General features: G+C 62.7%; 17 protein-coding genes. 13 read left to right on the top strand and 4 right to left on the bottom strand.

Translation table 11 applies throughout. The features are described 5' to 3' along the window. Positions 1–5: 5 nt before the first annotated feature. The 6 genes from dibA (at position 6) to ACU688_RS24070 (ending at position 6,300) form a co-directional block, all read left to right on the top strand. Positions 6–1,919: a phosphodiesterase DibA gene (dibA, locus tag ACU688_RS24095; RefSeq protein WP_448186640.1), complete on the top strand. Its 1,914-nt coding sequence runs from the start codon at positions 6–8 to the stop codon at positions 1,917–1,919. Between the two features lie 302 nt (positions 1,920–2,221). Beyond that, positions 2,222–2,404 carry a sulfur starvation response protein OscA gene (oscA, locus tag ACU688_RS24090; RefSeq protein WP_003170956.1) on the top strand — a complete coding sequence of 61 codons (183 nt, stop codon included), beginning with the start codon at positions 2,222–2,224 and terminating at the stop codon, positions 2,402–2,404. Positions 2,405–2,478: 74 nt separating this feature from the next. Next, a complete protein-coding gene (locus tag ACU688_RS24085) occupies positions 2,479–3,489 on the top strand; it encodes a sulfate ABC transporter substrate-binding protein (protein ID WP_028615255.1) in 1,011 nt (336 codons plus the stop codon). A 122-nt stretch (positions 3,490–3,611) separates the two neighbouring features. Then, positions 3,612–4,430 carry a sulfate ABC transporter permease subunit CysT gene (gene cysT, locus ACU688_RS24080; protein ID WP_017736173.1) on the top strand — a complete coding sequence of 273 codons (819 nt, stop codon included), beginning with the start codon at positions 3,612–3,614 and terminating at the stop codon, positions 4,428–4,430. 13 nt (positions 4,431–4,443) lie between these two features. Beyond that, entirely contained in the window at positions 4,444–5,316 is an 873-nt protein-coding gene (gene cysW / locus ACU688_RS24075; RefSeq protein WP_207040913.1) for a sulfate ABC transporter permease subunit CysW, read from the top strand. Between the two features lie 3 nt (positions 5,317–5,319). Continuing rightward, positions 5,320–6,300: a sulfate/molybdate ABC transporter ATP-binding protein gene (locus ACU688_RS24070; protein ID WP_017736171.1), complete on the top strand. Its 981-nt coding sequence runs from the start codon at positions 5,320–5,322 to the stop codon at positions 6,298–6,300. Positions 6,301–6,440: 140 nt separating this feature from the next. On the opposite strand, the gene ACU688_RS24065 is transcribed toward ACU688_RS24070, so the two are convergent. Further along, positions 6,441–6,968: an Mpo1 family 2-hydroxy fatty acid dioxygenase gene (locus ACU688_RS24065; RefSeq protein ID WP_448186639.1), complete on the bottom strand. Its 528-nt coding sequence runs from the start codon at positions 6,966–6,968 to the stop codon at positions 6,441–6,443. Between the two features lie 83 nt (positions 6,969–7,051). Here ACU688_RS24065 and ACU688_RS24060 point away from each other — a divergent pair, with 83 nt between their 5' ends. After that, positions 7,052–7,738: a Crp/Fnr family transcriptional regulator gene (locus tag ACU688_RS24060; RefSeq protein WP_448186638.1), complete on the top strand. Its 687-nt coding sequence runs from the start codon at positions 7,052–7,054 to the stop codon at positions 7,736–7,738. A 38-nt stretch (positions 7,739–7,776) separates the two neighbouring features. Beyond that, positions 7,777–8,142 carry a response regulator gene (locus tag ACU688_RS24055; protein ID WP_448186637.1) on the top strand — a complete coding sequence of 122 codons (366 nt, stop codon included), beginning with the start codon at positions 7,777–7,779 and terminating at the stop codon, positions 8,140–8,142. A gap of 123 nt (positions 8,143–8,265) precedes the next feature. Here ACU688_RS24055 and ACU688_RS24050 read toward each other — a convergent pair whose 3' ends face one another. Continuing rightward, positions 8,266–9,270: an AraC family transcriptional regulator gene (locus tag ACU688_RS24050; RefSeq protein ID WP_448186636.1), complete on the bottom strand. Its 1,005-nt coding sequence runs from the start codon at positions 9,268–9,270 to the stop codon at positions 8,266–8,268. Between the two features lie 100 nt (positions 9,271–9,370). Here ACU688_RS24050 and ACU688_RS24045 point away from each other — a divergent pair, with 100 nt between their 5' ends. Further along, positions 9,371–10,465 (top strand): fatty acid desaturase, encoded by a 1,095-nt coding sequence (locus ACU688_RS24045; protein ID WP_448186635.1) that lies wholly within the window; start codon positions 9,371–9,373, stop codon positions 10,463–10,465. Here ACU688_RS24045 and ACU688_RS24040 read toward each other — a convergent pair. After that, positions 10,356–11,291 (bottom strand): LysR family transcriptional regulator, encoded by a 936-nt coding sequence (locus ACU688_RS24040; protein WP_448186634.1) that lies wholly within the window; start codon positions 11,289–11,291, stop codon positions 10,356–10,358. The genes ACU688_RS24045 and ACU688_RS24040 overlap by 110 nt on opposite strands. A 97-nt stretch (positions 11,292–11,388) precedes the next feature. After that, positions 11,389–12,558 carry a CynX/NimT family MFS transporter gene (locus ACU688_RS24035; protein WP_448186633.1) on the bottom strand — a complete coding sequence of 390 codons (1,170 nt, stop codon included), beginning with the start codon at positions 12,556–12,558 and terminating at the stop codon, positions 11,389–11,391. Positions 12,559–12,666: 108 nt separating this feature from the next. Here ACU688_RS24035 and ACU688_RS24030 point away from each other — a divergent pair, with 108 nt between their 5' ends. The 4 genes from ACU688_RS24030 (at position 12,667) to ACU688_RS24015 (ending at position 15,748) form a co-directional block, all read left to right on the top strand. Next, on the top strand, positions 12,667–13,518 hold the full coding sequence (locus ACU688_RS24030; RefSeq protein ID WP_448186632.1) for a LysR family transcriptional regulator: 852 nt from the start codon (positions 12,667–12,669) through the stop codon (positions 13,516–13,518). Between the two features lie 240 nt (positions 13,519–13,758). Continuing rightward, complete coding sequence (locus ACU688_RS24025; protein ID WP_448186631.1) at positions 13,759–14,571, top strand: energy transducer TonB; 813 nt, start codon at positions 13,759–13,761, stop codon at positions 14,569–14,571. A gap of 51 nt (positions 14,572–14,622) precedes the next feature. Further along, complete coding sequence (locus ACU688_RS24020) at positions 14,623–15,345, top strand: MotA/TolQ/ExbB proton channel family protein (RefSeq protein ID WP_085986520.1); 723 nt, start codon at positions 14,623–14,625, stop codon at positions 15,343–15,345. Position 15,346: 1 nt separating this feature from the next. Further along, on the top strand, positions 15,347–15,748 hold the full coding sequence (locus ACU688_RS24015) for an ExbD/TolR family protein (RefSeq protein WP_159932397.1): 402 nt from the start codon (positions 15,347–15,349) through the stop codon (positions 15,746–15,748). Positions 15,749–15,904: the final 156 nt, after the last annotated feature.

Below are 15,904 nucleotides of genomic sequence, written 5' to 3'. Positions count from 1 at the left end.
AGCATATGCTGCTTTCATACCGAGGTGCCCTGCGTGTAGGGCTGGTATACCTGCTGGTGTCCATTGTCTGGCTCCAGCTCAGCAACCAGGTATTGATCAACTTTCTCGATGAGCCGAGGGACTTGGGTCATTGGTTTCAGGTGCGCGGCTATGTGTGGGTGGCCCTCAGCGCGCTGGCCATTTACCTGATCTGTGCGCGGTTTGACCGGGCCCACCGGCTTGCCCAGCCCCTGCAGGAAAATCGCGAGCGCCTGCGCCAGGCCGCCGCCGTGTTCGACTGCACCCGCGAAGGCGTGCTGGTCACCGACGCCAAGGGCCTGATCGTGCATGTGAACCGCGCCTTTGTGGAGATCACCGGCTACCGGCGTGAAGACGTCATGGGCCAGCAGCCGAGCCTGTTCAAGTCCGGGCGCCATTCATCGGGTTTTTATCAGCAGATGTTCCAGGCGCTGGGGCGTACCGGCGAATGGAGCGGGGAAATCTGGAACCGACGCAAGAGCGGCGAGATTTATCCACAGTGGCAAACCATCCGCGCCGTGCAGGATGACCTCGGCCACGTCAGCCACTACGTCGCAGTGTTCTCCGATATCAGCGCCATCAAGCATTCCGAGCACGAACTGGCGCACTTGGCGCACCACGATCCACTCACCGACCTGCCCAACCGCCTGCTGTTCACCGACCGCGCCGAGCAGGCGCTGGCCTCGGCGCAAGTGCACAAGCGCGGCTGTGCCTTGCTGCTGCTGGACCTGGACCACTTCAAGATCATCAACGACAGCCTCGGCCATAACGTCGGCGACCAACTGCTCAAGCTGGTGGGCGAGCGGCTCAAGGCGCTGTTCGGCCCCGGCGTGACTCTGGCGCGACTGGGTGGCGACGAGTTCGCCGTGCTGGCGGAAAGTTGTCCACAGGTGGTGCAAGCCGCCGGCCTGGCGCAACGCATGCTGGACGCGATGAAACAACCGTTCATCTTTGATGGCCACCAGCTGTTTATCAGCGCCAGCGTCGGCATCAGTCTGTTCCCCAGCGATGCCCTGAGCGCCGAGCAACTGCTGCGCAACGCCGACTCCGCGCTGTTCAAGGCCAAGAGCGCCGGGCGCGAAGGCTACGCGCTGTACACCGAAGAACTCACCGCCCACGCGCAAAACCGCGTGGAAATCGCCAGCGAACTGCGCCGCGCCCTCGACCAGCACGAACTGCGCGTCTACTACCAGCCCGTGCACGACCTGCAAGACAGCCGCCTGATCGGCGTCGAGGCGCTGGTGCGCTGGGAGCACCCGGAGCGTGGCCTGGTGCCGCCGGGGGATTTTATTCCCATCGCCGAACGCACCGGGTTGATCGCCGACATCGATGCCTGGGTGCTGGACCAGTCTTGCCGCCAGATGGGCCAATGGCTGGCCGATGGCGTGGCGCTGAATTTTATTGCGGTCAACGTCTCCAGCCGTCTGTTCGCCCGTCGCGAGCTGTACGACCAAGTCGCCCAGGTGCTGCACGCCACCGGCCTGGACCCGGCTTTCCTTGAGCTGGAAGTTACCGAAAGCGCGGTGATGGACGACCCCGAAGCCGCCCTGGAGCAACTGCACCGCCTGCGCGAACTGGGCTTGCGCCTGGCCATCGACGACTTCGGCACCGGTTATTCCTCGCTGCTGCGCCTCAAGCGCCTGCCGGTGCAGAAACTCAAGATCGACCAGGGCTTTGTCGCCGGCTTGCCGTGGGACGAAGACGACGCCGCCATCGTGCGCGTGGTGATCGCCCTGGCGAAAAGCATGGGCATGCAGGTGCATGCCGAAGGGATCGAGCAGGTGGAGCAGGCACGGTTCCTGTTGGAGCATGAATGCGATCTGGGGCAGGGCTACTGGTTTGGCCGGCCGGTGCCGGCGAGTGAAATCGATTGGAACCGAGCCCCCCCAATCCAGAACTGAAATGTGGCCAAAAATGTGGGAGCTGGCTTGCCTGCGATAGCGGACGATCAGCCAGTGATGTGCTGACTGACACACCGCTATCGCAGGCAAGCCAGCTCCCACATTTGGATTGTCATAAGGCTTTATTTCAGCGTGCGGGCATAAAACCCGCACGCAACCCCACGTCCCACCAGAAAATTCTTTCTGGTTATATAAACATTCTTAAATAGTATTTTTAAGAATATCCGCGCTTATCTACTATCGCTCTCACGCCACCCGCAGTGCCGCCACTGCAAGGCACTCTTTATTTCAGGAGCGAGACCATGAGCGCATCTCTACGTAGCGTCGACGGCCAGGACGAAGCAGCCATTTTGCGTGAGATCCAGAGCGCATTGCGCGACCTGCGCTTTGGCGCAGTGGAAATCACCGTGCATAACGCGCAAGTGGTACAGATCGAACGCAAAGAAAAATTCCGCCTGCAGAACCCGGGTAACAAACCGAGCTAAGCAGTCACGGCGATTCGCATGCTAGACCCGCACTTATAAGAAAAAGCCAACACCCAGAATTTTCAGGAGCTTCTATGTCGTCGATTCGCCGTTACGCCCTGGCCGCCCTGGCCAGCGCCGTGTTTGCAGGTTCCGCCGTTGCCAAGGACTACGAGTTGCTCAACGTCTCGTACGACCCGACCCGTGAGCTGTACCAGGACTACAACGCTGAGTTCACCAATTTCTGGAAACAGTCCCACCCCGGCGACAACGTGAAAATCCAGCAGTCCCACGGTGGCTCGGGCAAGCAAGGCCGCGCCGTGATCGACGGCCTGCGCGCCGACGTCGTGACCCTGGCCCTGGCCGGCGACATCGACGAAATCGCCAAGCTCGGCAAGACCCTCCCGGAAAACTGGCAGACCCGCCTGCCGGACGCCAGCACCCCGTACACCTCGACCATCGTGTTCCTGGTGCGCAAGGGCAACCCTAAAGGCATCAAGGATTGGGGCGACCTGATCAAGAAAGACGTTTCGGTCATCACTCCGAACCCGAAAACCTCCGGCGGCGCCCGCTGGAACTTCCTCGCCGCCTGGGCCTACGGCCTGAAAACTGGCGGCAGCGAAGCCAAGGCCCAGGAATACGTGAAAGAGCTGTTCAAACACGTGCCTGTGCTGGACACCGGCGCACGCGGTTCGACCATCACCTTCGTCAACAACGGTCAGGGTGACGTGTTGCTGGCCTGGGAAAACGAAGCCTTCCTGGCGCTGAAGGAAGACGGCGGCGCCGACAAGTTCGACATCGTCGTGCCGTCCCTGTCGATCCTCGCCGAGCCGCCAGTGGCCGTGGTCGACAAGAACGCTGAGAAAAAGGGCAACACCGAAATCGCCACTGAATACCTGAAACACCTGTACAGCCCGGCTGGCCAGGAGATTGCGGCGAAGAACTTCTACCGCCCACGCGATGCGAAAGTCGCCGCCAAATACGCCCAACAGTTCCCGAAACTGGACCTGGTGACTATCGACAAAGACTTCGGCGGCTGGAAAACTGCCCAACCGAAATTCTTTAACGACGGTGGCGTGTTCGATCAGATCTACACGGCGCAGTAAGCCAAAGTACCTGTAGGAGCCTCGCTTTTCTGTGGGAGCTGGCTTGCCTGCATCGCAGGCAAGCCAGCTCCCACACAAAGCGCGCTCCTACAGTGGTTTCTACCCTTTTACCAAGGACTCTTATGTCGCGTCGTATCTCCCCCGTCATACCCGGCTTCGGGCTGACGCTGGGTTACACCGTGGTGTACCTCAGCCTGATCGTACTCATCCCCCTCGCGGCGATGTTTGTACACGCCGCTCAACTTACCTGGGATCAGTTCTGGAACATCATCTCCGCCCCGCGCGTGCTGGCGGCCTTGAAGCTGAGCTTCAGCACTGCGCTGTATGCGGCACTGATCAACGGCGTGATCGGCACACTGCTGGCCTGGGTGCTGGTGCGCTACACCTTCCCTGGCCGCAAGATCATCGATGCGATGATCGACCTGCCCTTCGCCTTGCCCACCGCCGTGGCGGGTATCGCACTGACCGCCTTGTATACGCCTAATGGTTTTGTCGGCCAGTTCGCCGCCGACCTGGGCTTCAAGATCGCCTACACCCCGCTGGGCATCACCCTGGCGCTGACCTTTGTCACGCTGCCATTCGTGGTGCGCACGGTGCAGCCGGTACTGGCCGATATCCCCCGGGAAATCGAAGAAGCCGCCGCCTGCCTGGGCGCCAAGCCGTTGCAGGTGTTCCGCTACATCCTCGTGCCGGCGTTGCTGCCCGCCTGGCTCACCGGTTTCGCCCTGGCGTTCGCCCGTGGCGTGGGTGAGTACGGTTCGGTGATCTTCATCGCCGGCAACATGCCGATGAAAACCGAGATCCTGCCGTTGCTGATCATGGTCAAGCTCGACCAATACGACTACCGCGGCGCCACCTCCATCGGTGTGCTGATGCTGGTGGTTTCCTTTGTCTTGCTGCTGCTGATCAACTTGTTGCAGCGGCGCATCGAACGTCCATAAGGAGGCGCGGAACATGTCCCAATCGTCTATTTCCGCCGCGTCCTCGGCCAACGCTGCCCGCCGTGGCAGTGCGGTGTCGCGACGTATCCTGATCAGCCTCGGCTGGCTGGTGTTCGCATTGTTCCTGCTGTTGCCGCTGTTGATCGTGGTGACCCAGGGCTTGAAGAACGGCCTCGGCGCGTTCTTCACCGCGATCCTCGAACCCGACGCGCTGTCGGCGCTGAAACTCACGGTGATCGCCGTGGCGATTTCGGTGCCGCTCAACGTGGTGTTCGGCGTCAGCGCCGCCTGGTGCGTGAGCAAATACTCGTTCCGTGGCAAGAGCATCCTGGTGACGCTGATCGACCTGCCGTTCTCGGTGTCGCCGGTGATCGCAGGCCTGGTCTACGTGTTGATGTTCGGCGCCCAGGGCTTCTTTGGCCCGTGGTTGCAGGACCACGACATCCAGATCGTGTTCGCCTTGCCCGGCATCGTGCTGGCGACCATCTTCGTCACCGTGCCGTTCGTGGCCCGTGAACTGATCCCGCTGATGCAAGAGCAGGGCACCCAGGAAGAAGAAGCCGCGCGCCTGCTGGGTGCCAATGGCTGGCAGATGTTCTGGCATGTGACTGTGCCGAATATCAAATGGGGCCTGATCTACGGCGTGGTGCTGTGTACCGCACGGGCCATGGGTGAGTTTGGCGCGGTGTCGGTGGTGTCCGGCCACATTCGCGGCGTCACCAACACGCTGCCGCTGCACGTCGAGATTCTCTACAACGAATACAACCACGTCGCCGCGTTTGCGGTGGCTAGCCTGCTGCTGATCCTGGCGCTCTTTATCCTGCTGCTCAAGCAGTGGAGCGAGAACCGTATCAACCGCCTGCGCAACAGTGCCGGTGAGGAATAAGTCATGTCGATCGAAGTCCGTAATGTCAGCAAGAACTTCAACGCCTTCAAGGCCCTGAACAGCATCAATCTGGACATCCAGAGTGGCGAGCTGGTGGCGTTGCTGGGTCCGTCCGGCTGCGGCAAGACCACCTTGCTGCGCATCATCGCCGGCCTGGAAACCCCGGATGACGGCAGCATCGTGTTCCACGGTGAAGACGTCTCCGGCCACGATGTGCGTGATCGCAACGTCGGCTTTGTGTTCCAGCACTACGCGTTGTTCCGCCACATGACCGTGTTCGACAACGTCGCCTTCGGCCTGCGCATGAAGCCGAAGAACCAGCGCCCGAGCGAAAGCCAGATCGCCAGCAAAGTCCACGAGCTGCTGAACATGGTGCAGCTGGACTGGCTGTCCGACCGCTACCCGGAACAACTCTCCGGTGGCCAGCGCCAACGGATCGCCCTGGCCCGCGCCCTGGCGGTGGAACCGAAAGTGCTGCTGCTGGATGAGCCGTTCGGCGCCCTCGACGCCAAGGTGCGTAAAGAACTGCGCCGCTGGCTCGCACGCCTGCACGAAGACATCAACCTGACCTCGGTGTTCGTGACCCACGACCAGGAAGAGGCCATGGAAGTCGCCGACCGTATTGTGGTGATGAACAAGGGCGTGATCGAGCAGATCGGCTCACCGGGCGAAGTCTACGAAAACCCGGCCAGTGATTTCGTCTATCACTTCCTCGGCGATTCGAACCGCCTGCACCTGGGCGAAGACAACCATGTGTTGTTCCGGCCCCATGAAGTGTCGCTGTCGCGCCATGAACTGGAAGACCACCACGCCGCCGAAGTGCGCGACATCCGCCCGTTGGGTGCGACCACGCGCGTGACGTTGAAAGTGGAAGGCCAGAGCGAGCTGATCGAAGCCGAAGTGGTGAAAGACCATGACAGCCTCACCGGTTTGGCCCGCGGAGAGACGTTGTTCTTCAAGCCCAAGGTTTGGCAAAAAGCTTAAAAACACTGCAAAACCCACTGTGGGAGCGGGCGCTTGTGTGGGAGCTGGCTTGCCTGCGATGCGGACACCTCGGTACATCAGTTGCACCGAGGTGATGCCATCGCAGGCAAGCCAGCTCCCACACAAGCCCGCTCCCACATTTAAATCCCGCTAGGCTTTAGATCGCGGCGCGCCACCGGCCCCGAGCGCTCCTCGATCTGCTGCTTGAGGTCATGCCGCAGCCCCACGAGAAACGCCAACTCCGCCACCACAAACAACGGCCCGACGATCAGCCCCGACACATCATCCACAAACGCGGGCTTTTTACCCTCGTAATAGTGGCCGACAAACTGAATCACCCAGCCCACCACAAACATCCCAATCCCGCTGCCCAGCCACACCAGCGTGCTCTGCGCCGCCAACACATGCCCGGCCCACACCGACAAGCCCATCAGCCCCGTCATCAACACGCCGAGCGCCAGCTCCAGGCGCAGGTAGAACCACGCCGAAAACAACGCGAGCAGCACCGCCGGTGAAATCCACAGCGCGCCCACCGGCCATTCGGGACGCGATAGCAGCACGGCCACCGCGACCACAATCAACGGGATGCCGATAAAGTGGCTGGCGATATTGCGCGGGTCGCGGTGGTAGGCAGCGTATTGGCTGAGGTGATCGACGAGGCTTTTCATTGTTGTTCCTCCTGTAGGATGTTTGATCATGCCCTGTCAGCCTTTGCCTGACTGTCAGCTGGGCGACAATCTTCGGAGTTCCCATGGATGCAGCGCAATGGCACGCGCAACTGGCGACAGGCCAGTGGTTCAGTCACCTGCCCGCACCGTTTCAGACTAGCTTGCTGGCCCACGCCCGGTTGCGTCAGCTGTCGGCGGGGCAATACCTGTTCAAGCGCGGTGACCCGCCGTGCGGCTTGTATGCGGTGCTCGAAGGCAGCTTGCGCATCAGCGCGGTCAATGAACATGGCAAGGAAGCGGTATTGAGCCTGGTGGAGCCGCCTTTCTGGTTTGGCGAGATCTGCCTGTTCGACGGCCTGCCGCGCACCCACGACGCCTGCGCCGTCGGCCCGTGCACGCTGTTGCAGGTGCCGCAGCAGGCGCTGTTGAAAAGCCTCGATGAAAATCCGCGCTACTGGCGCGACCTGGCGTTGTTGATGAGCCAGAAGCTGCGCCTGAGTTTTATCGGCCTCAAACAACTGCGCCTGATGCCGGCGTCGGTGCGCCTGGCCCATCGCTTGCTGATGATCATTGACGGCCACGGCGACATCGAGCCCGCGCGGCGCATCGTGCAACTGCCCCAGGAAGACCTGGCGGCGATGCTCAGCCTGTCGCGCCAGACCACCAACGCCTTGCTCAAGGACCTGCAAGCCCAAGGCATCGTGCGGCTGGGCTACGGCGAGATCGAAATCCTCGACGCCGGGCGGTTGCGGGAGGCGGCGCACACCTGAGGGTGTTAGCCTGCTGGCCTGATCAATCGAGGTGTCTTATGCGCGTGCTGTTAGTGGAACATGAATCCGACGAGGCACAGCGGATGGCCCAGGGCTTGAACGAGGCCAGCTACAGCGTGGACGTGGCGGCCAACGGCATGGCCGCCCAGCGTCTGGTTGAGGACGGCGAGTACGACCTGGTGATCCTCGACGTGATGCTGCCCGGGCTGAATGCCTGGAAATTGCAGCAAGCGATTCGACAGAAGGGCGACACGCCGGTGTTGTTCCTGACTACGCCCGGCGGCATTGAAGACCGACTGCGTGGGTTGGAATTGCATGAGGATGACTACTTGCTCAAACCGTTTGAGGCCAAGGCGTTGGTGGCGCGGGTGAGGTCGGTGTTACGCCGTGACCGGGGGCGCTGACCTTACGGGCGCCATCGCGGGCAAGCCCGCTCCCACAGGTGACCGGGTTCCAACCTTGGAATGCAATCAAATGTGGGAGCGGGCTTGCCCGCGATGAGGCCCTCAAAACCAACACAAATCCCCCTATCGCAACCCCTCCCGAAACTGCCCCGGCGTCACCCCCGTCCACCGCTTGAACGCCCGGCTAAAACTGCTGGTATCAGCAAACCCCAACAAATGGCTGATCTCCGCCAACGAACACTGCGGATCCCGCAAGTGCAGCAACGCCAAATTCTCCCGGCACTCATTGAGCAACGCATCAAACCGGCAGCCTTCGTCCGCCAGATGCCGCTGCAAGCTGCGCAAACTCAAGTGCAACGCCTGGGCGACCCGTTCTGCACTCGGCTCGCCGTCGGGCAGTTGCGCTTCGATCACCCGGCGCACCTTGCGCTCCCAAGTCAGCGGTTGCAGCTGGGCGAGGGTGCGTTTGAGCACGGTTTCATTGTGTTCGGCCAGTTCGGGGTTGGCGTCGTCGAGGTGGCTGTCGAAGTCCTGGGCGGCGAATTCCAGGCGGTCTTCCTCGGCGCCAAAAAACACCGGTGCGCGAAACACCGTGTGCCAGGGCTGGGGATCGGCTGGCTCGGGGCGCCGCAAGTAAACGGCTAAGGGTGCGTAGTCACGGCCCAGGCGATTGCGGCACGTGCGCACATAAATCGCCGCAAACGCATCAATGGCTTCGAACGCCGGCGCCGGGCTGCCGGCGGGTTGCAGCAGGCGAAAGCGATAGCGTTCTCCATCGCCGTCCAGCGTCAGGGTCAGGGCGTCGCTGACCACCTGGTGATAACGCACGATGCGCTCGAACACCTCGCGCAAACTGCCACTGGCCACCAGCGCATAACCCAGCGCATGAAAGGTGGTGGGGCTGACAAACCGTGACACCCGCAAGCCAATCGCCGGGTCGCCGCTGGCCTGTACCGCCAGTTCCCACAGCCGCGTGGTGGCCGACAGCGGGTAGCGTGCATTGGGGTCGTCCATCTGCTGTGGATCGAGCCCGGCTGCCACGCACAGCGCGGCGCTGTCGAGGCCGAGGGCGTCGAGTTGCTTGCGCAGGGCGCGGGTCCAACTGGCGAGGGAGGTGGGTTCGGGCATGGCGATTGGCGCTTGCGGTCAACAGGTTGGCGTCCGGGGCTAGCGCCCTGCCAGATCGCGTGGGGCAGGATGGACGCATCAATAACCAGAGGATGGAAGCATGGACGGTACTTCTGCAAGTCCCCAGCAGATGAACGCGCAACAGCGTTCGGCGCATATCCGTGAAGTGGTGCTGGCCGAAGGCGTGCGCTTGCGCCAGCAGCACCCGTGGCTGCGGCATCAGGACGCGCTGGGTGCGGGCATCCTGGCGTTTGCGCTGCTCGGCATGCTGGGCTCGGCAGCGCTCTATATCACGGGCCACATGGCCTGGTGGGCGTGCTTGTTGATCAACGCGTTCCTGGCCTCGCTGACCCACGAGCTGGAACACGACCTGATCCACAGCATGTACTTTCGCAAGCAGCGCATCCCCCACCACCTGATGATGGGCCTGGTGTGGCTGGCGCGGCCGAGCACGATCAACCCGTGGATTCGCCGCCACCTGCACCTCAACCATCACAAGGTGTCCGGCACCGAGACGGACATGGAAGAGCGCGCCATCACCAACGGCGAGCCGTGGGGTTTTGCGCGGTTGTTGATGGTCGGCGACAACGTCATGTCGGCGTTTATCCGCCTGCTCCGGGCCAAGACCTGGAAGCACAAGCTCAGCATCCTCAAGCGCTCGCTGCTGGTGTACGCGCCGCTGGCGCTGCTGCATTGGGGCGCGTGGTATGTGTTCCTCGGTTTCCATGCGGCCAATGGCATCGCCAGCCTGCTGGGCGCGCCGATCGAGTGGTCAGCCACGACCTTGCAGGTGATGCAGGTGATCGACATCGCCGCCGTGGTGATCATCGGCCCCAACGTGCTGCGCACCTTTTGCCTGCACTTTGTCAGCTCCAACATGCACTACTACGGCGATGTGGAACTGGGTAATGTGATCCAGCAGACCCAGGTGTTGAACCCGTGGTGGCTGTGGCCGTTGCAGGCGTTCTGCTTCAACTTTGGCAGCACCCACGGCATCCACCATTTTGTGGTGAAGGAGCCGTTCTACATCCGCCAGATGACCGCCAAGGTGGCGCACAAGGTGATGGCGCAGATGGGCGTGCGCTTCAATGACTTTGGGACGTTTGCGCGGGCCAATCGGCTTGGTTTTCCACCGCCAGCAACGTCTCGATCAACGCCTTCGCCGCAGGCGACAAGCGCGCCCCAGCGCGGCTGATCACCCCGCAGCGGTTGCTCAAACTGTCGAGGGCGTGGGGCAGGTTGCGCCAGTGCAGCACCTGCAACGCGCCGCTAGCGAACTCATCGACGAAGGCTTCTTCGGTGCCCAGGCCAATCGCATCGGACTGGCGCACGATGCTCGCCAGTGCGGCGAACTGCTCCAGCTCGATGGCCGGCGCAAAGTCGATGCGCCCACTGAGGTTGGCCAACAGTTTGCGAATGCCCGGCGCGATCAACGGCGTGGCCAGCGGGTAGCCGAACAGGTCGTTGGTGGACAGGCTGTCCTTGGCCAGCAGCGGGTGCCCGGCACGGCAGAAAAACACGCTGCGCCGGGGCGTCAGGGCCTGGGTCTGGAAGTTCGGGTCGGCCTCGAAGTGGCGCACGTCGGCGATAAAAAATTCGATCTCCTCGCGGCTCAGGCTGCGCCCGAGCCGCTCCCAGTTATCCACCTGCAAGGCACTGCGCACCTTGGGGTAGGCGCTGACAAACCGCGCCAGCGCCTGGGGCAGCAGGTTGACCGCCGCCACCACGTCGCAGCCCAAGCGCACCTCGCCGGCGTCGAGCTTGGTCATGCGCGTGACTTCATGGCTCAGCAACGCGGCGCCTTGCACTAGGCTCAGGGCATGTTGCAGCACCACCTGGCCTTCCGGGGTGGGGCGCAGCTCTTTGTGGGCGCGGTCCACCAGCACGCAGCCGAATTCTTGCTCCAGGCCTTGGATGCTGCGGCTGAACGCCGGTTGCGTGATGCCCATGGCGTCGGCGGCGCGCACGAAACTGCGGTGCTCATTGAGCGCGATGAAATAGCGCAGTTGGCGAAGATCCATGGGGGGCCCGGCGTCCAAGAGGAGAACCGGGATTTTAAGCGGCGTGCTTATTCCGTCAATGAAGCATGTTTGTTTTATCTAGATCTTAAACGCATAACTATAGAGCGGGCGCCGTGCGGTAGGTCGCCGGGCTGAATACCCGCGTGACCACCAGCATCGCCACGGCGGTGACGGCCAGCACCACCCAGGCGCTGATGAAGTTGCCGGTGAGTTCACGCAGCCAGCCGGTCATCCACGGCGACACGGCGTTGATCAAGAAGCCCACGCCTTGCACAAAGGCCGCCAGTTGCCCGGCCTGGCGCGGGTCGCGATGGTGGTCGAGGGTCAGCAGCAGGCTCAGGGCAAAACACGCGCCGAGGCCAAAGCCACACAACGCGACCCACAGATGGGGAAATTGCAGCGGTGCAATGATGAGGCCCAGATAACCCACGGTCTGCGCCAACAGGCTGATGCCGAGCAACGGGCGCCGGTCGATCCCGCGTTGTGCCAGCACCGGCATCAACAACGCGGCGAGCACCTGGAAGATGGTCATGAACGCCAGCAACGAACCGCTGGGCAGCACGTCCCAGCCTAGCTGTTGATAAAACGCCGGCAGCCACGCCACCAGGCTCATATAGCCGCAGTTCACCAGGCCGAAATACAGCGCCAGCAACCACGCGCGCCGATTGCGCAGACCCTTGAACGCCGGGATCTCCCTGGCGCTTTTTTCCGCGCCCAGTGGCAACCACGCCCACAACAGCAACGCGCCCAGCGCCGGCAACAGCCACACGCCCAGGCCCGCCTGCCAATCGCCGAACTGCGTGGCCACCAGCGGGCTGAGCAGCGCCGCGAGCCCGCCGCCGGCCATCAATGAGGCCGAGTACACGCCCATCGCCACCGGCACGCGGTGCTGGAATTCGCGCTTGATCATCGCCGGCACCAGCGCCTGGATCAGCGCCACGCCAGCACCGCCCAGCAACGCCGTGACCAGCAGCGCAGCGCCCTGGCCCATCAGCCAGCGCGCGAGGCACGCCAGCAGGATCATCATCAGGCCCAGGGCGATGCCGCGCCGCTCACCCAACTGCGCCTCGACACGCACGCCGACCAACGCCACCAAGCCCATGCAAATTACCGGCAGGCTGGTGAGCAGGGCGCTGCTCTGGAAACTCAGGCCGGTGGCCAGGCGAATTTCGCCGAGCAATGGGCTGATGGAACTGAGGATCGGCCGCAGGTTGAGGCCCAGCACAATCAGCAGGCCCCAGCCGGCGAGGGATTTATTGAGGGTCATGCAGCGCCCTTGCGGCAGATAAATGAGGCGTGAGTATGGCCAGTGGCGCAGGTATTCTGAAATTAAATATAACCATGAAAACCAGTGGCAAATGGAATGGTGAGCGCCATGTTCGATCCCGTGTTGTTACGCAGCTTTGTCGCCGTGGTGGATTGCGGCAACTTCACCCGCGCCGCCGAGCGCCTGCACTTGACCCAATCCACCGTGAGCCAGCAGATCCGCCGCCTGGAAGACGTGGCCGGCTGCCAGTTGCTCGACCGCGACCAGCGTCATGTGGTCGCCACCACCGAGGGTGAACGCCTGCTGGCCTACGCGCGGCGCCTCCTCGCGCTGCATGAAGAGGCTGCCGATGTGTTGATCAACCAGCAGAGTGACGGCGTGTTGCGCCTCGGGGTGCCGGAGGATTTTGCCTCCGAGCGCCTGATGCCCTTGCTGTCGGCGTTTGTGCTGGCGTATCCACGGGTGCGCCTGGAAGTCACCAGCGGCCTCGGTCCGGAGTTGCAGCGCCAGTACCGCAGCGGCGAATTCGACGTGTTGCTGGTCAAGCAAATGGGCGACAGCGACGACTGCCTGGCCTCCTGGCCGGAGCCGCTGTGTTGGGTGGACAGCCGCAGCACGCCATCCCTGGGGCGTGACCCGCTGCCGCTGGTGGCGTTTCCGGTGGGCGGGTTGTACCGCAATGAAATGCTGCAACACCTGGAAGTGGGCGGCTGGCGCTGGCGCATTGGCTACTCCAGCGCGAGCCTGGCCAGTGTGTGTTCGGCGGTGGCGGCGGGGTTGGGGATCAGCTTGTTGCCGCGTCGTGTGGTGCAGGCGGGGCACCTGATCCTCGGCGAAGACAGCGGTTTGCCGGCGGTGCAGGGCGTGCGCCTGGCGTTGTATGCGCGCAACGGCTTGGGCGCGGCGGGGCAGTGTTTGCAGGGCGAGTTGTTCGATTTGTGCGCAAACAATCCCCATTGAGGCATGCCTTTGCTGAATATTTTGTATGCCTGTAAAGCATTGAAAAAAAACACCTCAGCGCCAGGCCACGGAAGACGTGGCTTTGGCGTTTCTGAATGTTTCGTTTATTCAGTTTAGATCTATGTATAACTTTAAAGATTACTTTAAGAGATAAGCGTCTGGCCCCGATGATTCAGCCCTCGACGGTCTTCCACGCAGGCCCGTCGGTTTTTTTGTTTCAAGACCGTAGGGAGTGAATCAATGGGCAATGTCCAGACCGCCGCCAGTGCACAAGAGGCGCAATGGCGCCAGGCACCGAGTGGTGAGTTGGTCGACCTTGGGCGGCCGCACCGCGCGCCGTTGGGGCAACTGCGAACGCAGAAGACCCCCAAGCGTTTCTCCAGCCGTCGCGAAGGGATTCTGCTGGGCCTGCTGGTGCTGGCCCTGCACGGTGCGGTGATCTACTGGGTGGCGCAGAAGCCCACGCCGGTGCTGCCGATCGTGCCGCCGGAAATTCCGCCGATGACCATCGAATTTTCCCAGCCGGCGCCGCCGGTGGTTGAACCGCCACCGCCCGTGCCGCCACCACCGCCGCCGCCTGTGGTCGAGCCACCGCCGCCGGTAGTGGATGAGTTGGCCGCCAAACCGGCGCCGCCAAAACCGATTCCAAAACCCAAGCCAAAGCCGGTGCCGAAGCCTGAGCCCAAGCCCGCACCGAAACCGGTCGAGCAACCGCCCGCGCCACCGACACCCGCACCGCCAGCGCCTCCTGCTCCACCGGCGCCGGCCCCGGTCACACCGGCTTCGGCCAACGCCGCGTACTTGAAGAACCCGGCGCCCGAATACCCGTCACTGGCCCAGCGCCGGGGCTGGGAAGGCACGGTGTTGCTGCGGGTGCATGTGCTGGCCAGCGGCAAGCCGGGTGAGATCCAGATCCAGAAAAGCAGCGGTCGCCAGCAACTCGACGACGCCGCACTGGCAGCGGTGAAGCGCTGGAGCTTCGTACCGGCCAAGCAGGGCGACGTGGCCCAGGACGGCTGGGTCAGCGTACCGATCGACTTCAAGATTCACTAACTATTCGGCTGCGGTGTGTTGCACACACCGCGACCTGCACAGAGGGAACACATCATGGCATTAGCATCTCCACTTGAATCCATCGAAAGCGCGGTGATCTGGCTGCTGGTGGTCTTTTCGGTCGCGACCTGGGGCCTGGCGCTGTTGAAGGGCGTGCAGTTCGGTCGCCTCAAGGCGCAGGATCGCAAGTTCCACAAACAGTTCTGGGCGGCGTCGAGCCTCGACTCGGCCGCCGAGCTGGCGGAAACCCAACCCGGCGCCGCTGCTCGTGTGGCCCAGGCCGGTTACGCGGCGATCCAGGTCGGTGACACCCCGCACGCTGCGGATTTGAGCCAGGCCATCAACCACCAGGACCGCCTCGAACGCGCCCTGCGCCAGCAGATCGTGCGTGAGCGTCGCTCCCTGGAAACCGGCCTGGCCGTGGTCGCCAGTATCGGCAGCACCTCGCCGTTTATCGGCCTGTTCGGCACCGTGTGGGGCATCATGGAAGCCCTCAAAGGCATCAGCGCCGCCGGCTCCGCCAGCCTCGAAACCGTGGCCGGGCCGATTGGTGCCGCGCTGGTTGCAACGGGCGTTGGTATTGCCGTCGCCGTGCCGGCGGTGCTGGTCTACAACTACTTCCTGCGTCGCCTCAAGCTCACCGCTGCCGACCTCGACGACTTCGCCCACGACTTCTACAGCCTGGCGCAGAAAAATTCGTTCCGCGTGCTGCTGCACCCGGCGCTGAACAAAACTGCGGCCGGCACCCCGCAAAAAGTGAAGGAGGCGTCCTGATATGGCCTTCTCCACGCAAGACAGTGATGAGGTGCTGAGCGAGATCAACGTCACGCCGCTGGTGGACGTGATGCTGGTGCTGCTGGTGGTGTTTATCGTCACCGCGCCGCTGCTGACCAACGCGATCCCGATCAACCTACCGAAGACCGAGGCCGTGGCGCCGGTGGAGCAGAAGGACCCGCTGGTGGTGAGCATCGACGGCGCTGGCAAAGTGTTTATCAACAAGGACGAAATCCAGCCGAACCTGCTGGAATTCAACCTGCAAGCGGCGAAGGCCAAGGACCCCGATGTGCGGGTGCAACTGCAGGCCGATGATGGCGTGAATTACGGCGAAGTGGCGCGCGCCATGGCGTCTATCGAACGCGCGGGGATTACCAAGCTGTCGGTGATTACCGCTCGTTAAGCGACACAAGCCTCGACAATTTTTTGGCCGTCTCCTTGGCAGGGTGCGGCCTTTTTTTTGCGCGCAATTTAACGAAAACCACCTTTTCCAATTTGGAACAGGGTCAATGTGGGAGCTGGCTTGCCTGCGATGCAGGCACCTCGGTGTATCAGTTGC

Source organism: Pseudomonas acericola (SeqCode), from assembly GCF_053456465.1.
This window is presented reverse-complemented; position numbering and strand designations above follow the sequence as displayed.